Here is a 24,152-nt window from a genome sequence, read left to right as displayed (position 1 = left end):
CAGGGCCCCACGCCCGCGCCGGGGCGCCGGGGCGGCCGGGAGGCGGCGAGCCCCAGGCGGACGGGTTCCAGCCCGGGGCCGCCGTCGGCGCGGGCGGCCGGAGCGCTGCGAGCAGCCAGGCGCGCCGGGTGAGCAGCTGTGCCCTGCGGGCGTCCAGCTCGGCCAGTTCACGGTCGAGGAGGGCCAGTTCCTCGGCGGGCGGGGGCACATGTTCCATGTACGGAAGTGTGGCCCCGGCCACGCGTCCCGCACATGCGCTCGGATACTCACTTCCCGGTCGCGGGGCTCTGAGTAGAGCCCCGCCGGGAGGAGTTTGAAGGAAGCCCGCCCAGCCCTGTATGGTTCAACCCGTTCCCGGGCGATTAGCTCAGTGGGAGAGCGCTTCGTTCACACCGAAGAGGTCACTGGTTCGAACCCAGTATCGCCCACCGGGGAAAGCCGGTCCGCCAGCGTCACGCGGACCGGCTTTCGCGTGTCCGAGCCCCTGAACGGTTCACGCGGCCGCTGGCAGCTCCGGGCGCAGCGGCCATGCCGGGTCCACCGGCTCCGGTGTCCCGCTCTTCGCGAACCACGCCTCCAGGCCGCGCGCCTGGGCCGCGTGCCAGGTCGCCTGGAGGGTGTGCAGCTCGGCCGGGGAAAGCCGCTCCATCCGGGAGGAGAAGCGTCGGCACACGGCGCGCACCAGCTCCATCGAGGCGGTCGCGTCGGCCGCCGCGTCGTGGGCCCCGTCCAGCACCACCTCGTAACTCGCGCAGAGATCCGTGAGCGTACGGCGGCCCTTGCGGTAGCGGTCCAGGTGTTTGTCCAGCACCCGGGGGTCCACCACCCGCATCGGCACCCCGTCCAGATACCCGGCCAGCGACGACGCCCGGTGCCGCTTCAACTCCCGGTCCAGCAGTGTCAGATCGAACGGTGCGTTCATCACGACCAGCGGACGCCCGGTCGCGCAGCTCTCGGCCAGCGCGCGGGCGATCTCGTCCATGACCGGTGCGGGCCAACGGCCGTTGCGCTGAAGGTGGTCGTCGGTCAGCCCGTGGATCTCGGTCGCCCCCGCCGGGACCGGAATCCCCGGGTTGACCAGCCAGCGGGTGACGCGGACGCGTCCGCCCGCGGTGTCCTGCGCGACGAGAGCGGCCGAAACGATCCGGTCCTGCTCGACGTCCACGCCTGTTGTCTCCGTGTCAAAAGCGGCCAGCGGCCCTTCGAACCAGTGCATCATCCCCGAACTCCTCGCACCTGCGCGGCAGATGGAGTGATTCCCCTGCCCGATATCGGTGATACCCGGGCTGTTTGCCTGATACGCCGTTTGCGGGGGGTCCGATGCGGTGACAACACAGATGAGACGCCGGGAAGTTGCTTGCGCAGTCCCGTCGATCCGCCCACCGCATGTCACCCACACACGTCACCCGCCGGCAGAGCCATCTGCCATCGATCGGCACGCCCGGAAGGCACACGGAGCCATGGCGCTCGCGCAGCCCGACCCTGGGGGGCCCACCCGCGCCGAGGACTTCGGGGCGCGGGTGCCGCAGCAGTTCGACGCACCGCTGCGCGGCTCCCTCGCCACCACCGCCTGCATGGAGACCCTTCAGGTGGGCTATCTGCACGCCGTCGCGGCGGCGGCCGGATGCTCGCTGTCCCAGCCCTTTCCCGACAACGGCATCGACTGGCACGTCAGCCACGGCGCCCCGGCCCACACCGTCGACGACGAAGTGACCATCAAGGTGCAGCTCAAGTGCACCTACCAGATACCGCCGCACCCGGCGGGCGGGGCGTTCTCCTTCACGCTCGACAACGCCCACCTCGTCAAACTCGCCCGCACCCCGGTGTCGGTGCACAAGATCCTGGTCGTGATGCTCGTGCCGCGCAGCCAGGACGACTGGCTCAGCGCCGGGCCCGGCAGTCTCGCCCTGCGCCACTGCTGCTACTGGACCAACCTGGCCGGCCACGCGGTGACGGGCCGGTACCGGACCACTGTGCGCATCCCGACCTCGCGGATCTTCGACGACCGCGCACTCTGCGACATCATGGCCCGGGTCGGGGCCGGAGGGAGACCCTGATGCACCGGTCGATGGACGAGCCCACGGGCGGGGCGGGACCGCCCGCCGCCCGGTCGCACCCCACCGTCCGCCCCGGGCCCCCGCTGGTCGCCGGGGCTCAGCCGCCCGACCCCGCCGTGCTCGCCGCCCTCCTTCGACGGCACGGCTGGCAGCGGCGCGGGGGAGCCTCCGGGCGGTACGGCCGCTGGACCCCGCCCGGGCCCGCGGCGGGAACGGCCAGCCTCCTGGTGCCCGAGAGCGCGGCCTTCCCCGACAGCGGTGAGCTGATCGAGGAGGCCCTTCTCGCGCTCGGCCGCAGCGCCGACCCCTCCGCCCGGGACGTCCTGGTCTCCCTCGCCGTGCCCAGCGACGAGATCCGCTGGTGGCGCGAGGTCCCCGAATCGGCCGCCGCCGCTGCCGGGGCCGCGGGGTGGACCGAGGCCGAGGCGCTGCGCTCGGCGGCCCGGCAGATCCTGCTGGCCGGGGCGCTGGCGGCGCGCGGCCGGGCGGGCTACCACGGAGCGCGGCACCGCAGGAAGGCGCGCGCCGCCCTCGACGACGCGCTCATCGGGCCCGCACCCGGCGGCCGCAGCCTCACCGCGTACGTCCCCGTCGCCTCCGGACGCGCCGTCGCCGTCCAGCTCTGCCACGCCCTGCACGCCACCCGCGAGGCCGTGGACTACCAGCGGGCCACCGGAGGCATGGAGGCCTTCGACAGCGCGGTCGCCGCGGGCGTCAGCCGGGAGCTGACCGAGGCGCTGATCGCCCTGGTGCGCGGCTCGGAGGGGGCCGGGATCGACCTGCGCTGGGCGCCCGCCGCGGGTGCCCCGGACGGCTGCCCGGTCCGCCCGGCGCCCGTCGAGTTCTCCCCGGGCGACCTCCCAGCCCTGCGTTCCGCGAGCGCCCGCTACCTCAGTGAGGAACCCGCCGTGCAGGTCCGCCTCACCGGCGCCGTGGTCCGGCTGCGCCGCTCCGGGCCGCGCGGCGCCGGGATCGTACGGCTGCGGGTGCTGGCCGGGGCGGAGGTCGCCCATGTCCGCGTGGAGCTGGACGAGGAGGCGTACCGCATCGCGGGCCACGCCCACCTTGTCGGGCTGCCGCTGCGGGTGGAGGGGCGGCTGGAGCGGCGCGGCGGCTTCCGGCGGCTCACCGGGGCCTCGCAGGTCGCGCCCGTCCAGGTCGACGAGGCGGAGCGGGACCGGCTGATGAAGGCGCTCCAGGAGAACGTCGACCATTTCGAGGAGGCGTGTGCCGGGGAGGAGCCGTAGGGCGTCCCGGAAGGCGTTCGCATCGGGGGCGTACGGCTCGGTACGATTCGTCTTGCCCTGCCATACGACGGCGGGCATCCCCTCAGTCAGGAGAGACCGGTGTCAGACGTCCGTGTGATCATCCAACGCGATTCCGAGCGGGAAGAGCACGCGGTGACGACGGGCACGACCGCCGGTGAGCTCTTCCCCGGTCAGCGCACCGTCGTCGCCGCGCGCATCGGCGGCGAGCTGAAGGACCTCTCCTACGAGCTCCAGGGCGGCGAGACCGTCGAGCCCGTGGAGATCTCCTCCGAGGACGGCCTGAACATCCTGCGCCACTCCACCGCGCACGTCATGGCCCAGGCCGTGCAGGAGCTCTTCCCCGAGGCCAAGCTCGGCATCGGCCCGCCGGTCAAGGACGGCTTCTACTACGACTTCGACGTCGAGAAGCCGTTCACGCCCGAGGACCTCAAGGCCATCGAGAAGAAGATGCAGGAGATCCAGAAGCGGGGCCAGAAGTTCTCCCGCCGCGTGGTCTCCGACGAGGCCGCCCGCGAGGAGCTGGCGGGCGAGCCGTACAAGCTGGAGCTCATCGGCATCAAGGGCTCGGCGTCCTCGGACGACGGCGCGGACGTCGAGGTGGGCGGCGGCGAGCTGACCATCTACGACAACCTCGACGCGAAGACCGGCGACCTGTGCTGGAAGGACCTCTGCCGCGGCCCCCACCTGCCCACCACCCGGTTCATCCCGGCGTTCAAGCTGATGCGCAACGCCGCGGCGTACTGGCGCGGCAGCGAGAAGAACCCGATGCTCCAGCGCATCTACGGCACCGCCTGGCCGACCAAGGACGAGCTGAAGGCGCACCTGGAGTTCCTGGAGGAGGCCGCCAAGCGCGACCACCGCAAGCTCGGCAACGAGCTGGACCTCTTCTCCTTCCCCGACGAGATCGGCCCCGGCCTCGCGGTCTTCCACCCCAAGGGCGGCGTCATCCGCCGGGCCATGGAGGACTACTCGCGCCGCCGTCACGAGGAGGAGGGCTACGAGTTCGTCTACAGCCCGCACGCCACCAAGGGCAAGCTCTTCGAGAAGTCCGGCCACCTGGACTGGTACGCCGACGGCATGTACCCGCCCATGCAGCTCGACGACGGGGTGGACTACTACCTCAAGCCGATGAACTGCCCGATGCACAACCTGATCTTCGACGCGCGCGGCCGCTCCTACCGCGAACTGCCGCTGCGTCTCTTCGAGTTCGGCACGGTGTATCGCTACGAGAAGTCGGGCGTCGTGCACGGCCTGACCCGCTCGCGCGGCTTCACGCAGGACGACGCGCACATCTACTGCACCAAGGAGCAGATGGCCGAGGAGCTGGACCGCACGCTCACCTTCGTGCTGAACCTGCTCCGCGACTACGGGCTCACCGACTTCTACCTGGAGCTCTCCACCAAGGACCCGGAGAAGTACGTCGGCTCCGACGAGACCTGGGAGGAGGCCACTGAGACGCTGCGCCAGGTCGCCGAGAAGCAGGGCCTCCCGCTGGTCCCGGACCCGGGCGGCGCCGCGTTCTACGGCCCGAAGATCTCCGTGCAGTGCAAGGACGCCATCGGCCGCACCTGGCAGATGTCGACCGTGCAGCTCGACTTCAACCTGCCGGAGCGCTTCGACCTGGAGTACACCGGCCCCGACGGCTCCAAGCAGCGCCCGGTCATGATCCACCGTGCCCTGTTCGGCTCCATCGAGCGCTTCTTCGCCGTGCTCCTGGAGCACTACGCGGGCGCCTTCCCGGTCTGGCTCGCCCCGGTCCAGGCCGTCGGCATCCCGATCGGCGACGCCCACATCCCCTACCTCCAGGAGTTCGCCGCCAAGGCGCGCAAGCAGGGGCTGCGGGTGGACGTGGACGCCTCATCGGACCGGATGCAGAAGAAGATCCGCAACCAGCAGAAGAACAAGGTTCCCTTCATGATCATCGCCGGTGACGAGGACATGGCCAACGGCGCCGTCTCCTTCCGCTACCGCGACGGTTCGCAGGAGAACGGCATCCCGGTCGACGAGGCCATCGCCAAGATCGCGAAGGCCGTCGAGGACCGCGTCCAGGTCTGAGCCATCTCCCGGGTCACGGCCCCCGCGGCGCTACCCGCGCTCCGGGGGCCGTTTCTCGTCCTCCCGCGTGAACACCTGGATCAGCCACGACGAGAACGACCCGGTCACCGCGCCGAGCAGCGCGAGCCCGCACGCCATCAGCCCCGCCGCCACCGTCCGGCCCCAGAAGGTGACCGGTGAGGCGTCCCCGTAACCGACCGTCGTGAGCGTCGCGCACGCCCACCACACCGCGTCGCCGAAGGTACGGATGGAGGCGCCGGGGGCCGCGTGCTCCAGGTGGTAGACCGCGAGCGAGGCGGCGAATCCGAGCAGGCCCACGGTGGTACTCGCGTACGCCATCACGCGCGCGTACAGGTTCAGCCGCGGCCGGTCGCGGCGGCGCTGCACCGCCGTATAGACCTGGACCATCCGCAGCGGGCGCAGCAACGGCAGCAGCAGGACCAGGGTGTCCAGCCAGTGAGTGCGGACGAAGCGCGCGCCCAGGCCGCTGAGCCCCAGCCGCGTCACGTAATCCGCCAGGAACAGCAGCCAGGTCGACCAGACGAGGATCAGGGCGATGCCGTTCCAGGGCTCGGCCTCGTGCGGGGTCAGCACCCGGACCGCGTATCCCGCCAGGAAGAGCAGCCCCGCGCCGAAGAGGGGCACCTCCGTGCGCTGCTCCCAGCGGGTCAGCCGGGCCGGTGGCTCGGATGCGGGTAGGTCGCTCATCGCCTCAGCATTGCGGGCGGCCGTGCGGTGCGCCCCCGGCGACACGCTCCACACGGGTGACGCAATATGCTGATCGGCATGACGAGTGAGCCGGAGCAGCAGATCGGCGTGGGGACGCCCGACGCATTCCAGCGCCTGTGGACGCCCCATCGGATGGCGTACATCCAGGGCGAGAACAAGCCGAGCGGCCCGGGTGCCGAGGACGGCTGTCCGTTCTGTTCGATCCCGGCGAAATCCGACGAGGACGGCCTCGTCGTGGCGCGCGGCGAGCACGTCTACGCGGTGCTGAACCTGTATCCGTACAACGGCGGCCACCTCATGGTGGTGCCCTACCGTCATGTCGCCGACTACACCGAGCTGGACGGCCCCGAGACCGTCGAGCTGGCGGACTTCACCAAGCGGGCGATGGTCGCGCTGCGCGCGGCCTCCGGGGCGCACGGCTTCAACATCGGCATGAACCAGGGCTCCGTCGCCGGTGCGGGGATCGCCGCCCATCTGCACCAGCACCTGGTGCCGCGCTGGGGCGGGGACACCAACTTCATGCCGGTCATCGGCCACACCAAGGTGCTGCCGCAGCTGCTCGGCGACACCCGGGCGATGCTGGCCGACGCCTGGCCCGCGACCGTCTGAGCGGGCGGTCCCGAGGGCAACGCGGGAAGGCCCCCGTCCGGCGGGGGCCCTCCCGCGTACGCGCGCCTAGGCGTCGTAGACGTCGGCCTTGCGCGGGGCCGGGTCCTGGACGAGGCCGCTCAGGACCATGGAGCGGTTGTCGAAGCGCTCGGTGTCCACACCGTTCTCCTCCAGCACGCGCATGGCCGCCGAGTGGACGACCCGCAGCACCGGGGTCGCGGCGCGCATCGCGTCGTCCGCCATGAAGCGGTGGTTCCACGGCTTGGCCGCCCAGGCGTGCCGCAGCCCGAACGGCTCGGGCAGCACTATCTTCCCGCCCAGGTAGTCCAGCAGGGGCGGATACCAGGTGAGGGGGGCCCGCAGCGCGAGCCGGACGACCTCCTTGGCCTCCACCAGCGGCAGCTGGATGTCCCGGGTCTCCCAGAATCGGACGGTCTTGTTGACCGTCTTCGTCTTGGCCTCCGGCTTGGAGAGGAACAGCCCGTGCACCGGCCCGAGCGCATGGCCGGTGACCTCGATGCGCAGGGTCTCGTGGAGCACGGTGACGGTGATCATCATCGTGATCACCAGCTGCCCGTCCCACAGGGTGAACTGGACGCCCAGATAGTGCCGGTCACCGCTGCCGAACTGCTGGTGGTTGCAGATCCGCTGTATCTCGTGCGGCTTCACCTGGAAGGTGGCGACGTCCTCGCCGTCGGGGCGCGAGACGGCGTCGGCGTTCTCCCCGATCGGCGAGACGATCCAGTGCTTCACGGACGGCTTGGGAAAGCCGCCGGTGTTCAGCGGGCCGCGCTCCAGCATCTTCAGCTGGTCGTGGATGATCCGGATCAGGTCCCAGCTGCGGAACTGGTGGATCTCCTTCGTCGGGTCCTTGGGGACCAGCTCCTCGGCCAGCTGCCAGCTGCCCCAGCGGGTGCCCATCCCGAGGACGCCCTTGGGCCCCGCGTAGAAGACGGCGTTGGACTGCTGCTCGGCCGACAGTTTCTCCAGACCCTGGCGCAGCGCCTCGCGTGCGGTCTCGTTGGGGTTCTTCGGCACCGCCTCGGGGATCTTCGCGATCACTCCGGTGCCGGACAGCAGCCCGTCCCAGCGGGCCCGCAGATCCTTGGCGGAGGTCTCCGCGATCCGCTTGGCGAGGAGCCAGCCGATCACCGGGGCGACGAGCGCGCCCCGGACGTAGAGCGCGAGCAGGCCGTCCAGGGGGAGCTTGACCATCAGCACCAGCGCGCCGATCCCGCAGGCCGCCAGCAGCACCGTACCGACCGACCGGAACGCCGTGTCCTTGGACTTGTCGAGCGCGTCGCGGACCCGGAAGGCGATCACCCACGCCAGCAGTCCGGGCAGGAAGAGGATGCCGAACACCACGGTCACCAGCGTGAGCCGGGTGTCGCGGGCCTTGCGCAGGTTGTTCGCGGACAGGCAGTGCTCCACCACCGTCTGCGGGTCGGTGCCGAAGGACTGGATGAGCGCCTTACGGGCTCCGCCCAGCATCCGTTCCTGAACGGCGCGGGCGAACGCCTCGCCGAGATTGGGCTTGAAGTAGTCCGACTTGAACAGCTTGGAGGACCCCGGCTTCACCACGGACTTGTGCCACTCGCTGTTGGCGTCGAGGATCTTCTCCACCGGGCTGTCCCGATACGCCGCCGAGGCCAGGGCGTTGGTCGCCACCGACTGACCGCCGGACCCCTGGATCGGGATCTGGGCCCCGGGTGAGAAGTCGAATCCGTCGTTGGCCACCTGTCGCCCCCACTCGCCGCACTGTCCGCTCCTGCGGGTGTGCCCAACTACCGTACGCGGCATACCTTCTGAGCTGCGCCCACAGCGTATCGTCCCGTTCGCGGCACCGCCCGTCACCGGCGGGACCCGGCCGGGTGTGCGACCGTGCGCCGGTCACGCGCCGGGTGATCCGTCCCGCTGCCCGCTGCGGATCCGGTCGGCCACCTGCGGCGGCACCGCCTCGTGCCGGGCGTAGGCGCGGTCGAAGCGCCCGGTGCCGTGGGACAGGGAGCGCAGGTCCACGGCGTACCGGCCGACTTCGATCTCCGGCACCTCGGCCCGTACGACCGTGCGCCCGCCCGGACTCTGCTCGGTGCCCACGACCCGGCCTCGGCGTCCCGACAGATCGCTCATCACCGGGCCCACGAAGTCGTCCGGGACCAGCACGCTCACCTCGCAGACCGGTTCCAGGAGCTGGATACGGGCGTCCGCCGCCGCCTCCCGCAGGGCGAGCGCACCGGCGGTCTGGAAGGCGGCGTCCGAGGAGTCCACCGAGTGCGCCTTGCCGTCCAGCAGCGTGATCCGTACGTCGACGAGCGGATGCCCGGCGGCCACCCCCTTCGCGGCCTGGGACCGTACGCCCTTCTCCACCGACCCGATGAACTGACGCGGCACCGAACCCCCCACCACCCGGTCGACGAACTCGACGCCCGAACCCGGTGGCAGCGGCTCCACCTCGATCTCGCAGATCGCGAACTGCCCGTGCCCGCCCGACTGTTTGACGTGCCGTCCGCGCCCGGTGGCCCGGCCCGCGAACGTCTCGCGCAGCGGCACCCGGTGCGGTTCCGCGTCGACCTGGACGCCGTAGCGCTCGCGCAGCCGTTCCAGGGCGACTTCCTGGTGCGCCTCGCCCAGGCACCACAGGACGACCTGGTGGGTGTCCGGGTTCTGTTCGAGGCGCAGGGTGGGGTCCTCGGCCACCAGCCGGGCCAGCCCCTGCGACAGCTTGTCCTCGTCCGCCTTGCCGTGCGCCCGGACGGCCAGCGGGAGCAGCGGGTCCGGCGTCGACCAGGGCTCGATGAGAACCGGGTCACCGGCAGGGGAGAGCGTGTCACCGGTCTCCGCCTCACCGAGCCGCGCCACGCACGCCAGGTCGCCCGCTATGCACCGGTCCTGGGTGCGCTGCTGGCGGCCGAACGGCGAGGTGAGCGCGCCGAGGCGGATCTCCGCCTCGTGACAGGGGCGCGGCGCGTGCCCCGTCGCGTCGAGGCCGTGGCCGCACAGATGCACCGGATCGTCCGGGCGCAGGGTGCCGGAGAAGACGCGGACGAGCGAGACACGGCCCACGTACGGGTCCGACGAGGTCTTCACGACCTCGGCGACCAGCGGGCCTTGCGGATCGCAGACCGGCGCGGGCCGGGGCTTGCCCGCCGGGGTCGTGACGACGGGCGGGGTGCGCTCCAGCGGGGTCGGGAAGCCGCGCGTGATCAGCTCCAGCAGCTCCACGGTGCCGATGCCCTGCCGGGCGCCCTCGGCCGCCGGGGCCGCGGTGAGGACGGGGTGGAAGGAGCCCTTGGCGACCGCTCGCTCCAGATCGCCGACCAGCGTCGACACGTCGATGTCCTCGCCGCCGAGATAGCGGTCCATCAAGGACTCGTCCTCGCTCTCGGCGATGATCCCCTCGATCAGCCGGTCCCGGGCCGCCCGCAGCGGCTCCTCCTGCTCCCGCGCGGGCGGCAGCTCGGCGCGTTCCCCCGAGGAGTAGTCGAGCATCCGCCGGCTCAGCAGCCCCGTGAGCCCGGTCAGCGGGGCGTGCCCGTCGGCGGCCTCGGGCCCCAGCACCGGCAGGTACAGGGGCAGTACGGCATCGGGGTCGTCGCCGCCGAAGATCTCGGAGCAGACCCGGGTCATCCCGTCGAACGAGGTGCGGGCGGTGTCCAGATGCGTGACGACGATCGCGCGCGGCATGCCGACGATCGCGCACTCCTCCCATACGGCCCGGGTGGTCGCGGCCACGGACTCGGCCTCCTGGGCCGCCGAGACGACGAAAAGCGCCGCGTCCGCCGCGCGCAGACCGGCCCGCAGCTCCCCGACGAAGTCCGCGTAACCGGGGGTGTCCAGCAGATTGATCTTGCATCCGTCCCAGGCCACCGGGACCAGCGAGAGCTGCACGGAACGCCGTCGGCGCTGCTCGATCTCGTCGTGGTCGGAGACGGTCGCCCCGTCCTCGACCCGCCCGGCCCGGTTCACGGCGCCCGCCGTCAGGGCCAGCGCCTCGACCAGGGTGGTCTTGCCCGATCCGCTGGGGCCGACCAGCACCACGTTGCGTATCGCGGAGGGGTGGCCGGCCGTCGGTGCTCCTCCGGCGGCTCCGGGGTGTGCGTGTGCCTTGTCGCCCATGATGCGTGCCTCCCGGTCGATGGCGCGGTGCGGGGGAGGGCGACCGCGCGTGGGGCAGCGGTGGTCACGGGCACGGGGAGGCCGCCGCGGCGGCTTCGGCGACGCCCGCGGTCCTTCGAGCTTGGCACCGGGACGCGGCCGCGTCCATACGTCGCACGTGGTCCCCGCCCCCGCCGCCCTGACACCCCCCGGGCGGGTGCCCGTCCGGTGGACGGCGGCGGTGGTGACTACGATGGGCCAGCCGGTGGCCGTAGGGGCCGCTCGGCCAACCGAACCCTCGGGAAGGCCATGCTGAACAAGTACGCGCGTGCATTCTTCACGCGTGTCCTCACCCCGTTCGCCGCTCTGCTGCTCCGCCTCGGGGTCAGCCCCGACGCGGTCACTCTCATCGGCACGGCCGGAGTGATGGCAGGTGCGCTGGTCTTTTTCCCGATGGGGGAGTTCTTCTGGGGCACGATCGTCATCACGATCTTCGTCTTCTCCGACCTCGTCGACGGCAACATGGCGCGGCAGGCCGGGATCTCCAGCCGGTGGGGCGCGTTCCTCGACTCGACGCTGGACCGGGTCGCCGACGGGGCGATCTTCGCCGGATTCGCTCTCTGGTACGCGGGCAGCGGTGACGACAACATCCTCTGCGCCGTCGCGATCTTCTGCCTGGCCAGCGGCCAGGTGGTCTCGTACACCAAGGCGCGCGGCGAGTCGATCGGCCTGCCGGTCGCGGTCAACGGCCTCGTGGAGCGCGCCGAGCGCCTGGTGATCTCACTGGTCGCGGCAGGTCTCGCCGGACTGCACAAGTTCGGCGTCCCGCACATCGACGTCCTGCTCCCGATCGCCCTGTGGATCGTCGCCGTGGGCAGCCTGGTCACGCTGATCCAGCGCGTGGTGACCGTACGCCGTGAATCGGCGGAGGCGGACGCCGCGGAGGCCGCCGCGGACGCGTCCGCCGTCGGCTCCGCCGACCAGGGGAGCGAGGCCGACCGGTGAGCGGCGGCGCGTCCGGCCTGAAGGGCCGGGTCACCGACGGGCTGTACGGACTGGGCTGGAGCGCCGTGAAGACGCTGCCCGAGCCCGCCGCGGCGGCCCTCTTCCGCACCATCGCCGACCAGGCGTGGAAGCGGCGCGGCAAGAGCGTGCTGCGGCTTGAGTCGAACCTGGCGCGGGTCGTCCCCGACGCGGGTCCGGAGCGTCTTGCCGAGCTGTCCCGGGCCGGGATGCGCTCCTACATGCGCTACTGGATGGAGTCGTTCCGGCTGCCTACCTGGAGCCCGGAACGGATCAAGGCGAGCATCGACGTCAAGGACGCGCACCTGCTCACCGAAGCCCTGGACGCCGGGAACGGTGTGATCCTCGCCCTGCCGCACCTGGGCAACTGGGATCTCGCCGGAGCCTGGGTCACCACCGACCTGAAGGTCCCCTTCACCACCGTCGCGGAACGGCTCGACCCCGAGTCGCTCTACGACCGGTTCGTCGCCTACCGAGAGGGCCTCGGCATGGAGGTCCTGCCGCACAGCGGCGGGGCGGCCTTCGGGACCCTGGCCCGCCGACTGCGCGCGGGCGGCCTGGTCTGCCTGGTCGCGGACCGGGACCTGTCCGCCTCCGGGGTGGAGGTGTCGTTCTTCGGCGCCACCGCCCGGATGCCCGCCGGACCCGCGCTGCTCGCCCAGCAGACGGGCGCGCTGCTGCTGCCGGTGACCCTCTGGTACGACGGCACACCGGTGATGGGGGCCCGCGTCCACCCGGCGGTCGAGGTGCCGGAGGAAGGCACCCGCGCCGAGAGGACGTCCGTCATGACCCAGGCCCTGGCCGACGCCTACGCCACCGGCATCGCCGAACACCCCGAGGACTGGCACATGCTCCAGCGGCTCTGGCTGGACGACCTGGAACCCCGGGGGGACACCACGTGAAGATCGGCATCGTCTGCCCGTACTCCTGGGACGTACCGGGCGGTGTGCAGTTCCACATCCGGGACCTCGCCGACCACCTGATCCGGCTCGGGCACGAGGTCTCCGTCCTGGCCCCGGCCGACGACGAGACCCCGCTGCCCCGTTACGTCGTCTCGGCGGGCCGGGCCGTCCCCGTCCCGTACAACGGCTCGGTCGCCCGGCTGAACTTCGGCTTCCTGTCGGCGGCCCGGGTACGGCGCTGGCTGCACGACGGCACGTTCGACGTGATCCACATCCACGAACCGACCTCCCCGTCGCTGGGCCTGCTGGCCTGCTGGGCGGCGCAGGGACCGATCGTGGCCACCTTCCACACCTCCAACCCGCGCTCCCGGGCGATGATCGCCGCCTACCCGATCCTCCAGCCCGCGCTGGAGAAGATCAGCGCCCGGATCGCGGTCAGCGAGTACGCCCGGCGCACCCTGGTCGAGCACCTCGGCGGCGACGCCGTCGTCATCCCGAACGGCGTCGACGTCGGCTTCTTCGCCAAGGCAGAGCCGAAGGCCGAATGGCAGGGGCAGACCCTCGGCTTCATCGGCCGCATCGACGAACCCCGCAAGGGGCTGCCCGTCCTGATGAAGGCTCTGCCCGCGATCCTCGCCGCCCGCCCGGAGACCCGGCTGCTGGTCGCGGGGCGAGGGGACGAGGAGGAGGCGGTGGCATCTCTGCCGAAGGAGCTGCGCGAGCGCGTCGAGTTCCTCGGCATGGTCAGCGACGAGGACAAGGCCCGTCTGCTGCGCAGCGTCGATGTGTACGTGGCCCCCAACACCGGTGGCGAGAGCTTCGGGATCATCCTGGTGGAGGCGCTGTCGGCCGGTGCGCCGGTGCTCGCCAGCGACCTCGACGCGTTCGCCCAGGTGCTGGACCAGGGCACGGCGGGCGACCTGTTCGCCAACGAGGACGCCGACGCGCTGGCCGCCGCCGCGATCCGGCTGCTGGGCGACCCGGAGCGCCGGGCCGGACTGCGCGAGCGCGGCGAGGCGCACGTGCGGCGCTTCGACTGGGCGACGGTGGGGGCCGACATCCTCGCGGTGTACGAGACGGTGACGGACGGGGCCGCTTCCGTCGCGGCGGACGAACGCTCGGGGTTGCGGGCGCGGTTCGGGCTGGCGCGGGACTGAGGGCGCGGTTCGAGCCGGGCCGCCGGGGCCTGCGCCGGGGCGGGGCTCCGGCGACGGCGGCGTGGGGGCCTCCTGTTGAAGGGGGAGGCCACGGCGACGGTAGCGTGTGGGCCCGTGACCGTAACCCTCATCTGGATCGTCGTCGCCCTCGTCGCGATCGGCGTGTACCTCAGCTGGACCGCGGGCCGCCTCGACCGCCTGCACTCCCGGATCGACGCCGCCCGCGCCGCCCTCGACGCCCAACTGCTGCGCCGCGCCTCGGTCACCCAGGAGCTGGCCACCTCCGGCGTCCTGGACCCGGCCGCCTCGATTGTCCTGTACGAGGCAGCGCACGCCGCCCGGCAGGCCGAGGAGGACCACCGCGAGGTCGCCGAGAGCGAGCTGAGCACCGCCCTGCGCGCCGTCTTCGGCGAACCGGCCCAGGTGGAGGCGGTGAAGGAGGTCCCCGGCGGCGAGGAAGCGGCCGTCGAACTGGCCGCCGCCGTACGCCGTGTCCCCATGGCCCGCCGCTTCCACAACGACTCCGTGCGCGCGGCCCGCGCGCTGCGCCGGCATCGTACGGTCAGACTGTTCCGGCTGGCCGGGCACGCGCCGTTCCCGCTGGCCTTCGAGATGGACGACGCCCCGCCGGTGGCCCTGGCGGACCGTCCCGGTACGTAGGACTGACCCCGAAACCGCGCAGGACCGACCCCGAACCGCGCAGGACCGACCCCGAACCGCGCAGGACCGACCCCGAAACCACGCAGGGCCGACTCCAAAACGATCCACGGCCTGCCCATTGGCCCTTGCTGTGGACTGGTCCCGCAGCGTTTGCTCGGCGATGCAGTATCCAGCTTCTTTTCACCGAGTGAGGTCCCGTGTCCACGCTTCCCAGCACCCCGCAGTCCACCGAGTCCCCCGCCACCGGCACCGCCCGCGTCAAGCGCGGCATGGCCGAGCAGCTCAAGGGCGGCGTGATCATGGACGTCGTCGACGCCGAGCAGGCGAAGATCGCCGAGGACGCGGGCGCCGTGGCCGTCATGGCCCTGGAGCGGGTCCCGGCCGACATCCGCAAGGACGGCGGCGTGGCCCGGATGTCCGACCCCAACATGATCGAGGAGATCATCGGGGCCGTCTCCATCCCCGTCATGGCCAAGTCCCGCATCGGCCACTTCGTCGAGGCCCAGGTCCTCCAGTCCCTCGGCGTCGACTACATCGACGAGTCCGAGGTCCTCACCCCGGCCGACGAGGTCAACCACAGCGACAAGTTCGCCTTCACCACCCCCTTCGTGTGCGGCGCCACCAACCTGGGTGAGGCCCTGCGCCGCATCGCCGAGGGCGCGGCCATGATCCGCTCGAAGGGCGAGGCCGGCACCGGCAACGTCGTCGAGGCCGTCCGCCACCTGCGCCAGATCAAGAACGAGATCGCGCGTCTGCGCGGCTTCGACAACAACGAGCTGTACGCCGCCGCCAAGGACCTGCGCGCCCCTTACGAGCTGGTCAAGGAGGTCGCCGAGCTCGGCAAGCTGCCCGTCGTGCTGTTCTCCGCCGGTGGTGTCGCCACCCCGGCCGACGCCGCGCTGATGCGCCAGCTCGGCGCCGAGGGCGTCTTCGTCGGCTCCGGCATCTTCAAGTCCGGCGACCCGGCCAAGCGCGCCGCCGCCATCGTGAAGGCCACCACCTTCTACGACGACCCGAAGGTCATCGCGGACGCCTCCCGCAACCTGGGCGAGGCCATGGTCGGCATCAACTGCGACACGCTGCCCGAGTCCGAGCGCTACGCCAACCGCGGCTGGTAACCACTGATGAGCGACACCCCCCTGATCGGCGTCCTCGCTCTCCAGGGCGACGTACGGGAGCACCTGATCGCCCTGGCCTCGGCGGACGCCGTGGCCAGGCCGGTCCGGCGCCCCGAGGAGCTCGCCGAGGTCGACGGCCTGGTCATCCCCGGCGGCGAGTCGACCACCATGTCCAAGCTGGCCGTCCTCTTCGGCATGATGGAGCCCCTGCGCGAGCGGGTCCGGGCCGGCATGCCGGTCTACGGCACCTGCGCTGGGATGATCATGCTGGCCGAGAAGATCCTCGACCCGCGCTCGGGCCAGGAGACCGTCGGCGGCATCGACATGATCGTGCGGCGCAACGCCTTCGGCCGGCAGAACGAGTCCTTCGAAGCCGCGGTCGAGGTCGCCGGGATCGACGGCGGCCCGGTGGAGGGCGTCTTCATCCGTGCCCCCTGGGTGGAGTCCGTCGGCGCCGAGGCCGAAGTCATCGCCGAACACGGCGGGCACATCGTGGCCGTGCGCCAGCGAAATGTCCTTGCCACGTCGTTCCATCCCGAACTGACCGGCGACCATCGCGTGCACGCTCTGTTCGTGGACATGGTGCGCGCAGTGAACTGAGCGGACCCCGGTAGGATCTCTCGGGTTCGACTCGATTTTGGTGACGCGAAGGAGAAGGCAGATGTCCGGCCACTCTAAATGGGCTACGACGAAGCACAAGAAGGCCGTGATTGACGCCAAGCGCGGCAAGCTCTTCGCGAAGCTGATCAAGAACATCGAGGTCGCGGCGCGCTCCGGCGGCGTGGACCCCGATGGCAACCCGACGCTCGTCGACGCCATCCAGAAGGCGAAGAAGAGCTCCGTCCCGAACAAGAACATCGACTCCGCCGTCAAGCGTGGCGGCGGTCTCGAAGCGGGCGGCGCCGACTACGAGACGATCATGTACGAGGGTTACGGCCCCAACGGTGTCGCGGTGCTCATCGAGTGCCTCACCGACAACCGCAACCGTGCCGCGTCCGACGTACGTGTCGCGATGACCCGGAACGGCGGCTCCATGGCCGACCCGGGCTCCGTCTCGTACCTGTTCAACCGCAAGGGCGTCGTGATCGTGCCCAAGGGCGAGCTGACCGAGGACGACGTCCTCGGCGCGGTCCTCGACGCGGGCGCCGAGGAGGTCAACGACCTCGGTGAGACCTTCGAGGTGGTCAGCGAGGCCACCGACATGGTCGCGGTGCGCACCGCGCTCCAGGAGGCGGGCATCGACTACGACTCCGCCGAGGCCAACTTCCTGCCGACCATGCAGGTCGAGCTGGACGAAGAGGGCGCGCGCAAGATCTTCAAGCTCATCGACGCGCTGGAGGACAGCGACGACGTGCAGAACGTCTTCGCCAACTTCGACGTGTCCGACGAGGTCATGGAGAAGGTCGACGCCTGACGGCGCGGCCGGTTCAGCCGGCACAGCCGGTACGGCTTGGTTCGACGGGCCGACGGGGCACTCCCCGTCGGCCCGTCGTCTTGTGGTTGCGAGGCTTTGTCAGTGCGAGCCGATAGCCTGCGGGAACAGATGAACGAGCGGGCGCGGCACGCGGCGAGGACAGGGGGGCTCCATGCGGGTTCTGGGCATTGACCCGGGGCTGACCCGGTGCGGGGTGGGCGTGGTCGAAGGGGTCGCGGGCCGCCCGCTGACGATGCTCGGCGTCGGCGTCGTGCGCACCTCTTCGGACGCCGAGCTGGGTGACCGGCTCGTCGCCGTGGAGCGCGGCATCGAGCAGTGGCTCGACGAGCACTCCCCGTCCTTCGTCGCCGTGGAGCGCGTCTTCGCCCAGCACAACGTCCGTACGGTGATGGGCACGGCCCAGGCAAGCGCGGTGGCCATGCTCTGCGCCGCCCGGCGCGGCATTCCGGTCGCCCTGCACACGCCCAGCGAGGTCAAGGCGGCCGTCACGGGATCGGGCCGCGCGGAGAAGGCCCAGGTCGGGGCCATGGTGACCCGGCTGCTGAGGCTCGACGCCCCGCCCAGGCCCGCCGACGCCGCCGACGCCCTGGCCCTCGCCATCTGCCACATCTGGCGCGCGCCCGCGCAGAACCGCCTCCAGCAGGCGGTGGCGGCCCACCGCACACAGGGCGCCCCCGACACGCCCCGCACGCCCCGTACGTCCCGCACGCTGAAAGGCCCCACCGCATGATCGCCTTCGTCTCCGGCCCGGTGGCCGCCCTCGCCCCGACCACGGCCGTCATCGAGGTCGGCGGCATCGGCATGGCCGTCCAGTGCACCCCGCACACCCTCGCCGACCTGCGCATCGGCAAGGAGGCCCGGCTCGCCACCTCCCTCGTCGTCCGGGAGGACTCCCTCACCCTGTACGGCTTCGCGGACGACGACGAGCGGCAGGTTTTCGAACTGCTCCAGACCGCGAGCGGCGTCGGTCCCCGGCTCGCCCAGGCGATGCTGGCCACCCACAGCCCCGACGCCCTGCGCCTCGCCGTATCCACCGGCGACGAGAAGGCCCTCACCGCCGTCTCCGGTATCGGGAAGAAGGGCGCCCAGAAACTGCTGTTGGAGCTCAAGGACCGGCTCGGCGAACCGGTCGGCGCGCACATCGGCCAGCAGGGCATCGGCACCCCTGTCACCTCCGGCTGGCGCGACCAGCTCCAGGCCGCGCTGATCGGCCTCGGCTACGCGAGCCGCGAGGCCGACGAGGCGGTCAACGCCGTCGCCCCGCAGGCCGAGGCCGCCGTCGCCGAGGGCACCGCACCCCCGGTGCCTCAGCTGCTGCGGGCCGCCCTGCAGACTCTCAACCGCGCACGCTGACCGGCACCGAACCACCGAAGAGGCCCCGAAATGAACTGGGACGAGACCGGACCCGAGACCGATGAGCCCACCGGGCCGGTCTTCGACGACCGGCTGGTCGACGCCGACGCGGACGGCGAGGACACCGCCGTCGAGGCTGCCCTGCGCCCCAAGGACCTGGAGGAGTTCGTCGGCCAGGAGAAGGTTCGCGAACAGCTCGACCTGGTCCTGAAGGCCGCCCGCGCCCGTGGTGCCACCGCCGACCACGTGCTGCTCTCCGGCGCGCCCGGCCTCGGCAAGACCACGCTCTCGATGATCATCGCCGCCGAGATGAACGCCCCGATCCGGATCACCTCGGGCCCCGCCATCCAGCACGCGGGTGACCTCGCGGCGATCCTCTCCTCCCTCCAGGAGGGCGAGGTCCTCTTCCTCGACGAGATCCACCGCATGTCCCGGCCCGCCGAGGAGATGCTCTACATGGCGATGGAGGACTTCCGCGTCGACGTGATCGTCGGCAAGGGCCCCGGCGCCACCGCCATCCCTCTCGAACTGCCGCCGTTCACCCTGGTCGGGGCCACCACCCGGGCCGGACTGCTGCCGCCCCCGCTGCGCGACCGCTTCGGCTTCACCGGCCACATGGAGTTCTACGCCCCCGCCGAGCTGGAGCGCGTCATCCACCGCTCGGCCCGCCTCCTCGACGTCGGCATCGACGTGGAGGGCGCCGCCGAGATCGCCGGACGCTCCCGGGGCACGCCCCGTATCGCCAACCGCCTGCTGCGCCGCGTCCGCGACTACGCGCAGGTCAAGGCGGAGGGCGCGATCGACCGGGAGATCGCCGCGGCGGCTCTGAAGGTGTACGAGGTTGACGCCAGGGGACTCGATCGGCTGGACCGTGCGGTGCTCGGCGCCCTGCTGAAACTCTTCGGCGGCGGCCCCGTCGGCCTGTCCACCCTCGCGGTCGCCGTGGGGGAGGAGCGGGAGACCGTCGAGGAGGTCGCCGAGCCCTTCCTCGTACGGGAAGGACTGCTGGCCAGGACGCCGCGCGGCCGCGTTGCCACCCCGGCGGCCTGGGCCCATCTGGGACTGGTCCCGCCGCAGCACGGCGTAAGGGGACAACAGGGTCTGTTCGGGGCGTGATGCGTCACAGGTTCGCCAGTACAGGAACCCGGGTGCCATGCTGGGCGTTGTTCCATCGATGCGGACTCGCTTAGACTCCGCCGATGCCGCCCTTACCGGTCGGTGTACCCACCCCCGTATATACAGGCCGCATTCCAGCGCGGTCGTGCGAAGGAATTCCCGTCCCGTGGATATCTTGACTCTCCTCCCCTTCATCGTGCTCATCGGGGCCATGTTCCTGATGACCCGCTCCGCCAAGAAGAAGCAGGCGGCGGCCGCGCAGATGCGCAACGACATGCAGCCCGGCACCGGCGTCCGGACGATCGGGGGCATGTACGCCACCGTCAAGGAAGTCCACGACGACACCGTCCTCCTTGAGGTCGCCCCCGGCGTGCACGCGATCTACGCGAAGAACGCGATCGGCGCCGTCCTCGACGACGCGGAGTACAACCGCATCGTCCACGGCGACGACGAGGAGCTGGACGCGGACGGCACCGTCGTTCCCGACGACGCCTCCTCGCTGACCGGTGAGCCGGCCACGGACGACGCCGAGCCCGCCAGGATCGACCTGGGCAAGGACGACGCCGACACCGAGAGCACCGCCGCCAAGGACGTCAAGAAGGCCAAGGACGACGGCAAGACCGACGGCGAAGCCGACACCAAGTAGTTCTCACGATCCCGGGGACGTCGTGCGCCCACCGGCGCGCGGCGTCCCCGGGACCGTGGGGTCGTCTGCGGGGGGCAGGCCCCCACAACACTTCGTGGCCGCTCGGGCGCGTACCCGGCGCGGGGCGGTTGGACAGGGAGAAACGAGAAGGTGGCAGCACCCAAGAAGGGCCGAGGGCCGTCCGGCGGTCAGGGGAGGCCGGGGCGTTCCCTGGTCCTGATCCTCATCGCCATGGTCGCGCTCACCGGCGGGATGTTCCTGTCCGGGCACACCACGCCCCGGCTGGGCATCGACCTGGCCGGCGGTACGTCGATCACGCTGGAAGCGCAGAACCAGCCCGGCAAGCCGAACGCGATCAACCCGACCAACATGAACACCGCGGTCGGGATCATCGAGCGGCGTGTCAACGGGCTGGGCGTCTCCGAGGCCGAGGTCCAGACCCAGGGCGATCGCAACATCATCGTCAACATCCCCAAGGGGACGGACTCCAAGCAGGCCCAGAAGCAGGTCGGCACCACCGCCCAGCTCTACTTCCGGCCCGTTCTGACGGTGCAGGCGAGCGGCCCCGAGCAGCCCGCCCCCTCGGACAGCGCCACGCCGAAGCCCGGTGAGTCCGGCACGCCGGACGACAAGGACCAGGGCGCCGACAAGGACAAGGGCGAGGAGGCCACCGGTTCGGAGGCCACCCCCTCGGCGAGTGCCACCACCCAGGGCCGCGCGGTCACCGGTGCCCTGAAGAAGGACCCGACACCCTCCGCCCCGGGCTCCGACGAGCCGAAGCCGTCCGATTCCCCCGAGGCCTCGCCCTCCGTGGACCCGGCGACGGCCAAGCTCCAGGAGGAGTTCGCCAAGCTCGACTGCACCGACCCCGAGCAGCGGACCGAGGCGGGCCAGGACGCCAAGCCCACCGACTCGATCGTCGCCTGCGGCTCGAACGTCCCGGGCAGCTACGAGAAGTACGTGCTCGGCCCCGCCGAGGTCTCCGGCAGCGACGTCGACGACGCCAAGGCCGCCATCGACCAGCAGACCGGCCAGTGGATCGTGTCGATGGAGTTCACCTCCGCGGGCGCCAAGAAGTTCCAGACGATCACCAGTCGCCTCAGCCAGCAGCAGCCGCCGATGAACCAGTTCGCGATCGTCCTGGACGGCGAGGTCGTCTCGGCTCCGTCGGTGCGCACCGCGCTCAGCAAGAACGCCCAGATCTCCGGCAGCTTCGACCAGCAGTCGGCCGAGGAGCTCGGCAACATCCTGTCCTACGGCGCGCTTCCCCTCACCTTCGAGGAAGTCAGTGTCACCACGGTGACCGCGGCGCTCGGCAGCGAGCAGCTCAAGGGCGGGCTGATCGCCGGTGCCATCGGTCTCGCGCTGGTGGTCCTCTACCTCGTCGTCTACTACCGAGGGCTCTCGTTCATCGCGCTCCTGAGCCTTCTGGTCTCCGGCGTCCTGACGTACACGATCATGTCGTTGCTGGGCCCGGCCATCGGCTTCGCGCTGAACCTCCCGGCAGTCTGTGGCGCCATCGTCGCCATCGGCATCACAGCGGACTCGTTCATCGTCTACTTCGAACGCGTCCGGGACGAGATCCGCGAAGGACGCACGCTCCGCCCGGCCATCGAGCGGGCCTGGCCGCGCGCCCGGCGCACCATCCTGGTCTCCGACTTCGTGTCGTTCCTGGCCGCCGCGGTGCTCTTCATCGTCACCGTCGGCAAGGTGCAGGGCTTCGCGTTCACGCTCGGCCTGACCACCCTGCTCGACGTCGTCGTGGTGTTCTTCTTCACCAAGCCGCTCATGACGCTCATGGGGCGGACGAAGTTCTTCTCCAAGGGCGGCCCGTGGTCCGGACTGGACCCGAAGCGGCTCGGCGCACAGCCGCCGCTGCGCCGCTCGCGCCGTGTCAACGCCCCCACCGAACCGAAGGAGGCGTGAGATGTCGCGACTCGGCAATCTCGGCGCCCGGCTCTACCGCGGCGAGGTCGGCTACGACTTCATCCGCAACCGCAAGATCTGGTACGGCGTCTCGATACTGATCACCATCACGGCCATCATCGGCGTGGCGGTCGGCGGCCTCCGCATGGGCATCGAGTTCCAGGGCGGCGCGGTCTTCACGACCGACACCAGGGCCAAGATCTCCACCGCCCAGGCCACGGACGTGGCGACCGAGGCCTCCGGCCACATGGCCATCGTCCAGGAGCTCGGCAACGGCGGTCTGCGCATCCAGATCACCGAGGTCGACACCGCCACGGCGAACGAGATCAAGGAGACGCTCTCCGACGAGCTCGGCATCCCCGCCGACGAGATCAACGCGGACCTGGTCGGCCCCAGCTGGGGTGAGCAGATCGCCAACAAGGCCTGGACCGGTCTCGCGGTCTTCATGGTCCTGGTGGTGATCTATCTGGCCATCGCCTTCGAGTGGCGGATGGCCGTCGCCGCCCTCATCGCACTGATCCACGACATCACCATCACGGTCGGTGTCTACGCCCTGGTCGGCTTCGAGGTCACGCCGGGCACGGTGATCGGTCTGCTGACCATTCTCGGTTACTCCCTGTACGACACGGTGGTGGTCTTCGACAGCCTCAAGGAGGGGCAGAAGGACATCACCAAGCAGACCCGCTTCACATACAGCGAGATCGCCAACCGGTCGATCAACAGCACCCTGGTCCGCTCCATCAACACCACCGTGGTGGCTCTGCTGCCGGTGGCCGGGCTGCTCTTCATCGGTGGCGGTGTCTTCGGCGCGGGCATGCTGAACGACATCTCGCTGTCGCTGTTCGTCGGTCTCGCCGCCGGTGCGTACTCCTCGATCTTCATCGCCACCCCGCTCGTCGCCGACCTCAAGGAACGCGACCCGCAGATGAAGGCGCTGAAGAAGCGGGTCCTCGCCAAGCGGGCGGCCGCCGCCGCCAAGGGCGAGCCCGCCGACGACGGTCCCGAGGACATCGTCGAGGGCGCCGCGACCGCGGGCGGCGGAGTCGGCCGGCCCCGCTCGCACGGCCGCACGTCGGGAAGCGCTGAGCGATGACGAGCACCACCGATTCCACCCGGGAGCTGCTGCTCAGCCGGATCCGTGATGTCGCGGACTACCCGAAGCCGGGCGTGATGTTCAAGGACATCACTCCGCTGCTCGCGGACCCGGTGGCCTTCACGGCGCTCACCGACGCCCTCGCGGAGCTGTGCGTACGCCACGGCGCCACGAAGGTCGTCGGCCTGGAGGCACGCGGCTTCATCCTGGCCGCGCCGGTAGCGGTCCGCGCGGGCCTCGGCTTCGTACCGGTCCGCAAGGCCGGAAAGCTTCCCGGAGCCACGCTCGCCCAGTCCTACGAGCTGGAGTACGGCAGCGCGGAGATCGAGATCCACGCCGAGGACCTCGCCGCCCACGACCGGATCATGGTGATCGACGACGTCCTCGCCACCGGCGGCACCGCGGAAGCCTCGCTGGAGCTCATCCGGCGGGCAGGCGCCCAGGTCGCGGGCGTCGCGGTCCTCATGGAACTCGGTTTCCTCGCGGGCCGCGCCCGTCTGGAGCCGGGCCTGCGGGGCGTGCCGCTGGAGGCCCTGATCACGGTCTGATCCGCAGGGCGGGCCAGTGACGGCCACCGAGTACGAGGGACGGGCACCCGGGAACGAACCGGGTGCCCGTCCCTCGTTGTGCGGGCTCCTGCCGTCCCCGGGCGAGGGTTCGCCGGGGGATCGATACCATGGGCTCTCCGGGTACCCCGGATCCGCACGAGGAGCGCTCTTGCCAGACGAGGCCCAGTCAGCCGCCGCCCCGCAGCCCGACAAGCCCGTGGCGGCCCCCGCCACGCCCGCGAAGGCCGCGCCCTCGAACGCGCCGAAGCCCGCGCCCCCGGAGCCCGCCACCGGTGGCGGGCGGCCCCAGGGGGCCGCGAAGCCCGCCGGGGCGGGCACTCCGCCCCCGAAGCCCGCAGCCC

23 protein-coding genes, 1 tRNA gene and 1 pseudogene are annotated in these 24,152 nt (G+C 71.3%); 20 read left to right on the top strand and 5 right to left on the bottom strand.

The genetic code is table 11. The features are described from left to right. Positions 1-217, bottom strand: a 217-nt coding sequence (locus tag CIB93_RS33795; RefSeq protein ID WP_143660120.1) for a hypothetical protein, incomplete at its 3' end; no start/stop codon positions are given. Positions 218-356: 139 nt separating this feature from the next. On the opposite strand from CIB93_RS33795, the gene CIB93_RS33790 reads away from it, so the two are divergent. Beyond that, positions 357-428, top strand: a tRNA-Val gene (locus tag CIB93_RS33790). 65 nt (positions 429-493) lie between these two features. Here CIB93_RS33790 and CIB93_RS33785 read toward each other — a convergent pair. Then, a complete protein-coding gene (locus CIB93_RS33785; protein ID WP_096632497.1) occupies positions 494-1,219 on the bottom strand; it encodes a 3'-5' exonuclease in 726 nt (241 codons plus the stop codon). 241 nt (positions 1,220-1,460) lie between these two features. Between CIB93_RS33785 and CIB93_RS33780 the strand changes: the two genes are divergently transcribed. From CIB93_RS33780 to thrS, 3 genes are all read left to right on the top strand, one after another. Continuing rightward, complete coding sequence (locus CIB93_RS33780) at positions 1,461-2,057, top strand: DUF4365 domain-containing protein (RefSeq protein ID WP_096632496.1); 597 nt, start codon at positions 1,461-1,463, stop codon at positions 2,055-2,057. Next, on the top strand, positions 2,057-3,304 hold the full coding sequence (locus CIB93_RS33775) for a hypothetical protein (RefSeq protein ID WP_096632494.1): 1,248 nt from the start codon (positions 2,057-2,059) through the stop codon (positions 3,302-3,304). Before CIB93_RS33780 ends, CIB93_RS33775 begins: the two co-directional genes overlap by 1 nt. 99 nt (positions 3,305-3,403) lie before the next feature. Beyond that, the gene (gene thrS, locus CIB93_RS33770; RefSeq protein WP_096632493.1) at positions 3,404-5,380 is read left to right on the top strand and encodes a threonine--tRNA ligase; all 1,977 of its coding nucleotides are present in this window, start codon (positions 3,404-3,406) and stop codon (positions 5,378-5,380) included. Between the two features lie 30 nt (positions 5,381-5,410). Here thrS and CIB93_RS33765 read toward each other — a convergent pair whose 3' ends face one another. After that, on the bottom strand, positions 5,411-6,088 hold the full coding sequence (locus CIB93_RS33765; RefSeq protein WP_096632491.1) for a potassium channel family protein: 678 nt from the start codon (positions 6,086-6,088) through the stop codon (positions 5,411-5,413). Between the two features lie 66 nt (positions 6,089-6,154). Here CIB93_RS33765 and CIB93_RS33760 point away from each other — a divergent pair, with 66 nt between their 5' ends. Further along, positions 6,155-6,718, top strand: coding sequence for an HIT domain-containing protein (locus CIB93_RS33760; protein ID WP_096632490.1), 564 nt, complete (start codon positions 6,155-6,157; stop codon positions 6,716-6,718). A 66-nt stretch (positions 6,719-6,784) separates the two neighbouring features. On the opposite strand, the gene CIB93_RS33755 is transcribed toward CIB93_RS33760, so the two are convergent. Both CIB93_RS33755 and CIB93_RS33750 read right to left on the bottom strand, forming a co-directional pair. Beyond that, complete coding sequence (locus tag CIB93_RS33755) at positions 6,785-8,455, bottom strand: hypothetical protein (RefSeq protein WP_096632488.1); 1,671 nt, start codon at positions 8,453-8,455, stop codon at positions 6,785-6,787. A gap of 153 nt (positions 8,456-8,608) precedes the next feature. Further along, positions 8,609-10,834: an elongation factor G-like protein EF-G2 gene (locus CIB93_RS33750; RefSeq protein ID WP_096632487.1), complete on the bottom strand. Its 2,226-nt coding sequence runs from the start codon at positions 10,832-10,834 to the stop codon at positions 8,609-8,611. Between the two features lie 288 nt (positions 10,835-11,122). On the opposite strand from CIB93_RS33750, the gene pgsA reads away from it, so the two are divergent. The 15 genes and pseudogenes from pgsA to CIB93_RS33675 form a co-directional block, all read left to right on the top strand. Continuing rightward, positions 11,123-11,818, top strand: coding sequence for a phosphatidylinositol phosphate synthase (gene pgsA, locus CIB93_RS33745; protein WP_096632485.1), 696 nt, complete (start codon positions 11,123-11,125; stop codon positions 11,816-11,818). Continuing rightward, a complete protein-coding gene (locus tag CIB93_RS33740) occupies positions 11,815-12,738 on the top strand; it encodes a phosphatidylinositol mannoside acyltransferase (RefSeq protein WP_096632484.1) in 924 nt (307 codons plus the stop codon). The genes pgsA and CIB93_RS33740 overlap by 4 nt, the downstream gene beginning before the upstream one ends. Further along, positions 12,735-13,895, top strand: a complete 1,161-nt coding sequence (locus CIB93_RS33735; RefSeq protein ID WP_096632482.1) for a glycosyltransferase family 4 protein — start codon at positions 12,735-12,737, stop codon at positions 13,893-13,895. The genes CIB93_RS33740 and CIB93_RS33735 overlap by 4 nt, the downstream gene beginning before the upstream one ends. Before the next feature lie 114 nt (positions 13,896-14,009). Continuing rightward, on the top strand, positions 14,010-14,555 hold the full coding sequence (locus CIB93_RS33730) for a hypothetical protein (RefSeq protein WP_096632481.1): 546 nt from the start codon (positions 14,010-14,012) through the stop codon (positions 14,553-14,555). Positions 14,556-14,752: 197 nt separating this feature from the next. Next, entirely contained in the window at positions 14,753-15,673 is a 921-nt protein-coding gene (gene pdxS, locus CIB93_RS33725) for a pyridoxal 5'-phosphate synthase lyase subunit PdxS (protein WP_096632479.1), read from the top strand. A 6-nt stretch (positions 15,674-15,679) separates the two neighbouring features. Then, a complete protein-coding gene (gene pdxT, locus CIB93_RS33720; RefSeq protein ID WP_096632478.1) occupies positions 15,680-16,273 on the top strand; it encodes a pyridoxal 5'-phosphate synthase glutaminase subunit PdxT in 594 nt (197 codons plus the stop codon). Positions 16,274-16,334: 61 nt separating this feature from the next. Beyond that, positions 16,335-17,087: a YebC/PmpR family DNA-binding transcriptional regulator gene (locus CIB93_RS33715; protein WP_096632476.1), complete on the top strand. Its 753-nt coding sequence runs from the start codon at positions 16,335-16,337 to the stop codon at positions 17,085-17,087. A 172-nt stretch (positions 17,088-17,259) separates the two neighbouring features. Continuing rightward, positions 17,260-17,838 (top strand): crossover junction endodeoxyribonuclease RuvC, encoded by a 579-nt coding sequence (ruvC, locus tag CIB93_RS33710; RefSeq protein WP_096632475.1) that lies wholly within the window; start codon positions 17,260-17,262, stop codon positions 17,836-17,838. Further along, a complete protein-coding gene (gene ruvA / locus CIB93_RS33705; RefSeq protein WP_096632473.1) occupies positions 17,835-18,461 on the top strand; it encodes a Holliday junction branch migration protein RuvA in 627 nt (208 codons plus the stop codon). Before ruvC ends, ruvA begins: the two co-directional genes overlap by 4 nt. A gap of 30 nt (positions 18,462-18,491) precedes the next feature. Continuing rightward, the gene (gene ruvB, locus CIB93_RS33700) at positions 18,492-19,577 is read left to right on the top strand and encodes a Holliday junction branch migration DNA helicase RuvB (RefSeq protein WP_096632471.1); all 1,086 of its coding nucleotides are present in this window, start codon (positions 18,492-18,494) and stop codon (positions 19,575-19,577) included. Between the two features lie 166 nt (positions 19,578-19,743). Next, the gene (yajC, locus tag CIB93_RS33695; protein WP_096632470.1) at positions 19,744-20,223 is read left to right on the top strand and encodes a preprotein translocase subunit YajC; all 480 of its coding nucleotides are present in this window, start codon (positions 19,744-19,746) and stop codon (positions 20,221-20,223) included. A 150-nt stretch (positions 20,224-20,373) separates the two neighbouring features. Beyond that, the gene (gene secD / locus CIB93_RS33690; protein WP_096632468.1) at positions 20,374-22,149 is read left to right on the top strand and encodes a protein translocase subunit SecD; all 1,776 of its coding nucleotides are present in this window, start codon (positions 20,374-20,376) and stop codon (positions 22,147-22,149) included. A gap of 1 nt (position 22,150) precedes the next feature. After that, complete coding sequence (secF, locus tag CIB93_RS33685) at positions 22,151-23,242, top strand: protein translocase subunit SecF (protein ID WP_096632466.1); 1,092 nt, start codon at positions 22,151-22,153, stop codon at positions 23,240-23,242. After that, complete coding sequence (locus tag CIB93_RS33680) at positions 23,239-23,790, top strand: adenine phosphoribosyltransferase (RefSeq protein ID WP_096632465.1); 552 nt, start codon at positions 23,239-23,241, stop codon at positions 23,788-23,790. Before secF ends, CIB93_RS33680 begins: the two co-directional genes overlap by 4 nt. Positions 23,791-23,959: 169 nt before the next feature. Beyond that, positions 23,960-24,152: pseudogene (locus CIB93_RS33675) on the top strand (stress protein); the annotation flags it as partial.

This window comes from Streptomyces sp. WZ.A104 (genome assembly GCF_002382885.1).
Classification (GTDB): Bacteria; Actinomycetota; Actinomycetes; order Streptomycetales; family Streptomycetaceae; genus Streptomyces.
The sequence above is the reverse complement of the archived record's forward strand: the minus strand, read 5'-3'. Positions and strand labels throughout refer to the sequence as shown.

Excerpts from the sequence above, each read along its gene's own strand:
- CIB93_RS33785 (WP_096632497.1), bottom strand. The coding sequence starts at position 1,219 with ATGATGCACTGGTTCGAAGGGCCGCTGGCCGCTTTTGACACGGAGACA.
- CIB93_RS33780 (WP_096632496.1), top strand. The coding sequence starts at position 1,461 with ATGGCGCTCGCGCAGCCCGACCCTGGGGGGCCCACCCGCGCCGAGGAC.
- CIB93_RS33775 (WP_096632494.1), top strand. The coding sequence starts at position 2,057 with ATGCACCGGTCGATGGACGAGCCCACGGGCGGGGCGGGACCGCCCGCC.
- CIB93_RS33765 (WP_096632491.1), bottom strand. The coding sequence starts at position 6,088 with ATGAGCGACCTACCCGCATCCGAGCCACCGGCCCGGCTGACCCGCTGG.
- CIB93_RS33760 (WP_096632490.1), top strand. The coding sequence starts at position 6,155 with ATGCTGATCGGCATGACGAGTGAGCCGGAGCAGCAGATCGGCGTGGGG.
- CIB93_RS33750 (WP_096632487.1), bottom strand. The coding sequence starts at position 10,834 with ATGGGCGACAAGGCACACGCACACCCCGGAGCCGCCGGAGGAGCACCG.
- pgsA (WP_096632485.1), top strand. The coding sequence starts at position 11,123 with ATGCTGAACAAGTACGCGCGTGCATTCTTCACGCGTGTCCTCACCCCG.
- pdxT (WP_096632478.1), top strand. The coding sequence starts at position 15,680 with ATGAGCGACACCCCCCTGATCGGCGTCCTCGCTCTCCAGGGCGACGTA.
- CIB93_RS33715 (WP_096632476.1), top strand. The coding sequence starts at position 16,335 with ATGTCCGGCCACTCTAAATGGGCTACGACGAAGCACAAGAAGGCCGTG.
- ruvC (WP_096632475.1), top strand. The coding sequence starts at position 17,260 with ATGCGGGTTCTGGGCATTGACCCGGGGCTGACCCGGTGCGGGGTGGGC.
- ruvA (WP_096632473.1), top strand. The coding sequence starts at position 17,835 with ATGATCGCCTTCGTCTCCGGCCCGGTGGCCGCCCTCGCCCCGACCACG.
- ruvB (WP_096632471.1), top strand. The coding sequence starts at position 18,492 with ATGAACTGGGACGAGACCGGACCCGAGACCGATGAGCCCACCGGGCCG.
- secF (WP_096632466.1), top strand. The coding sequence starts at position 22,151 with ATGTCGCGACTCGGCAATCTCGGCGCCCGGCTCTACCGCGGCGAGGTC.
- CIB93_RS33680 (WP_096632465.1), top strand. The coding sequence starts at position 23,239 with ATGACGAGCACCACCGATTCCACCCGGGAGCTGCTGCTCAGCCGGATC.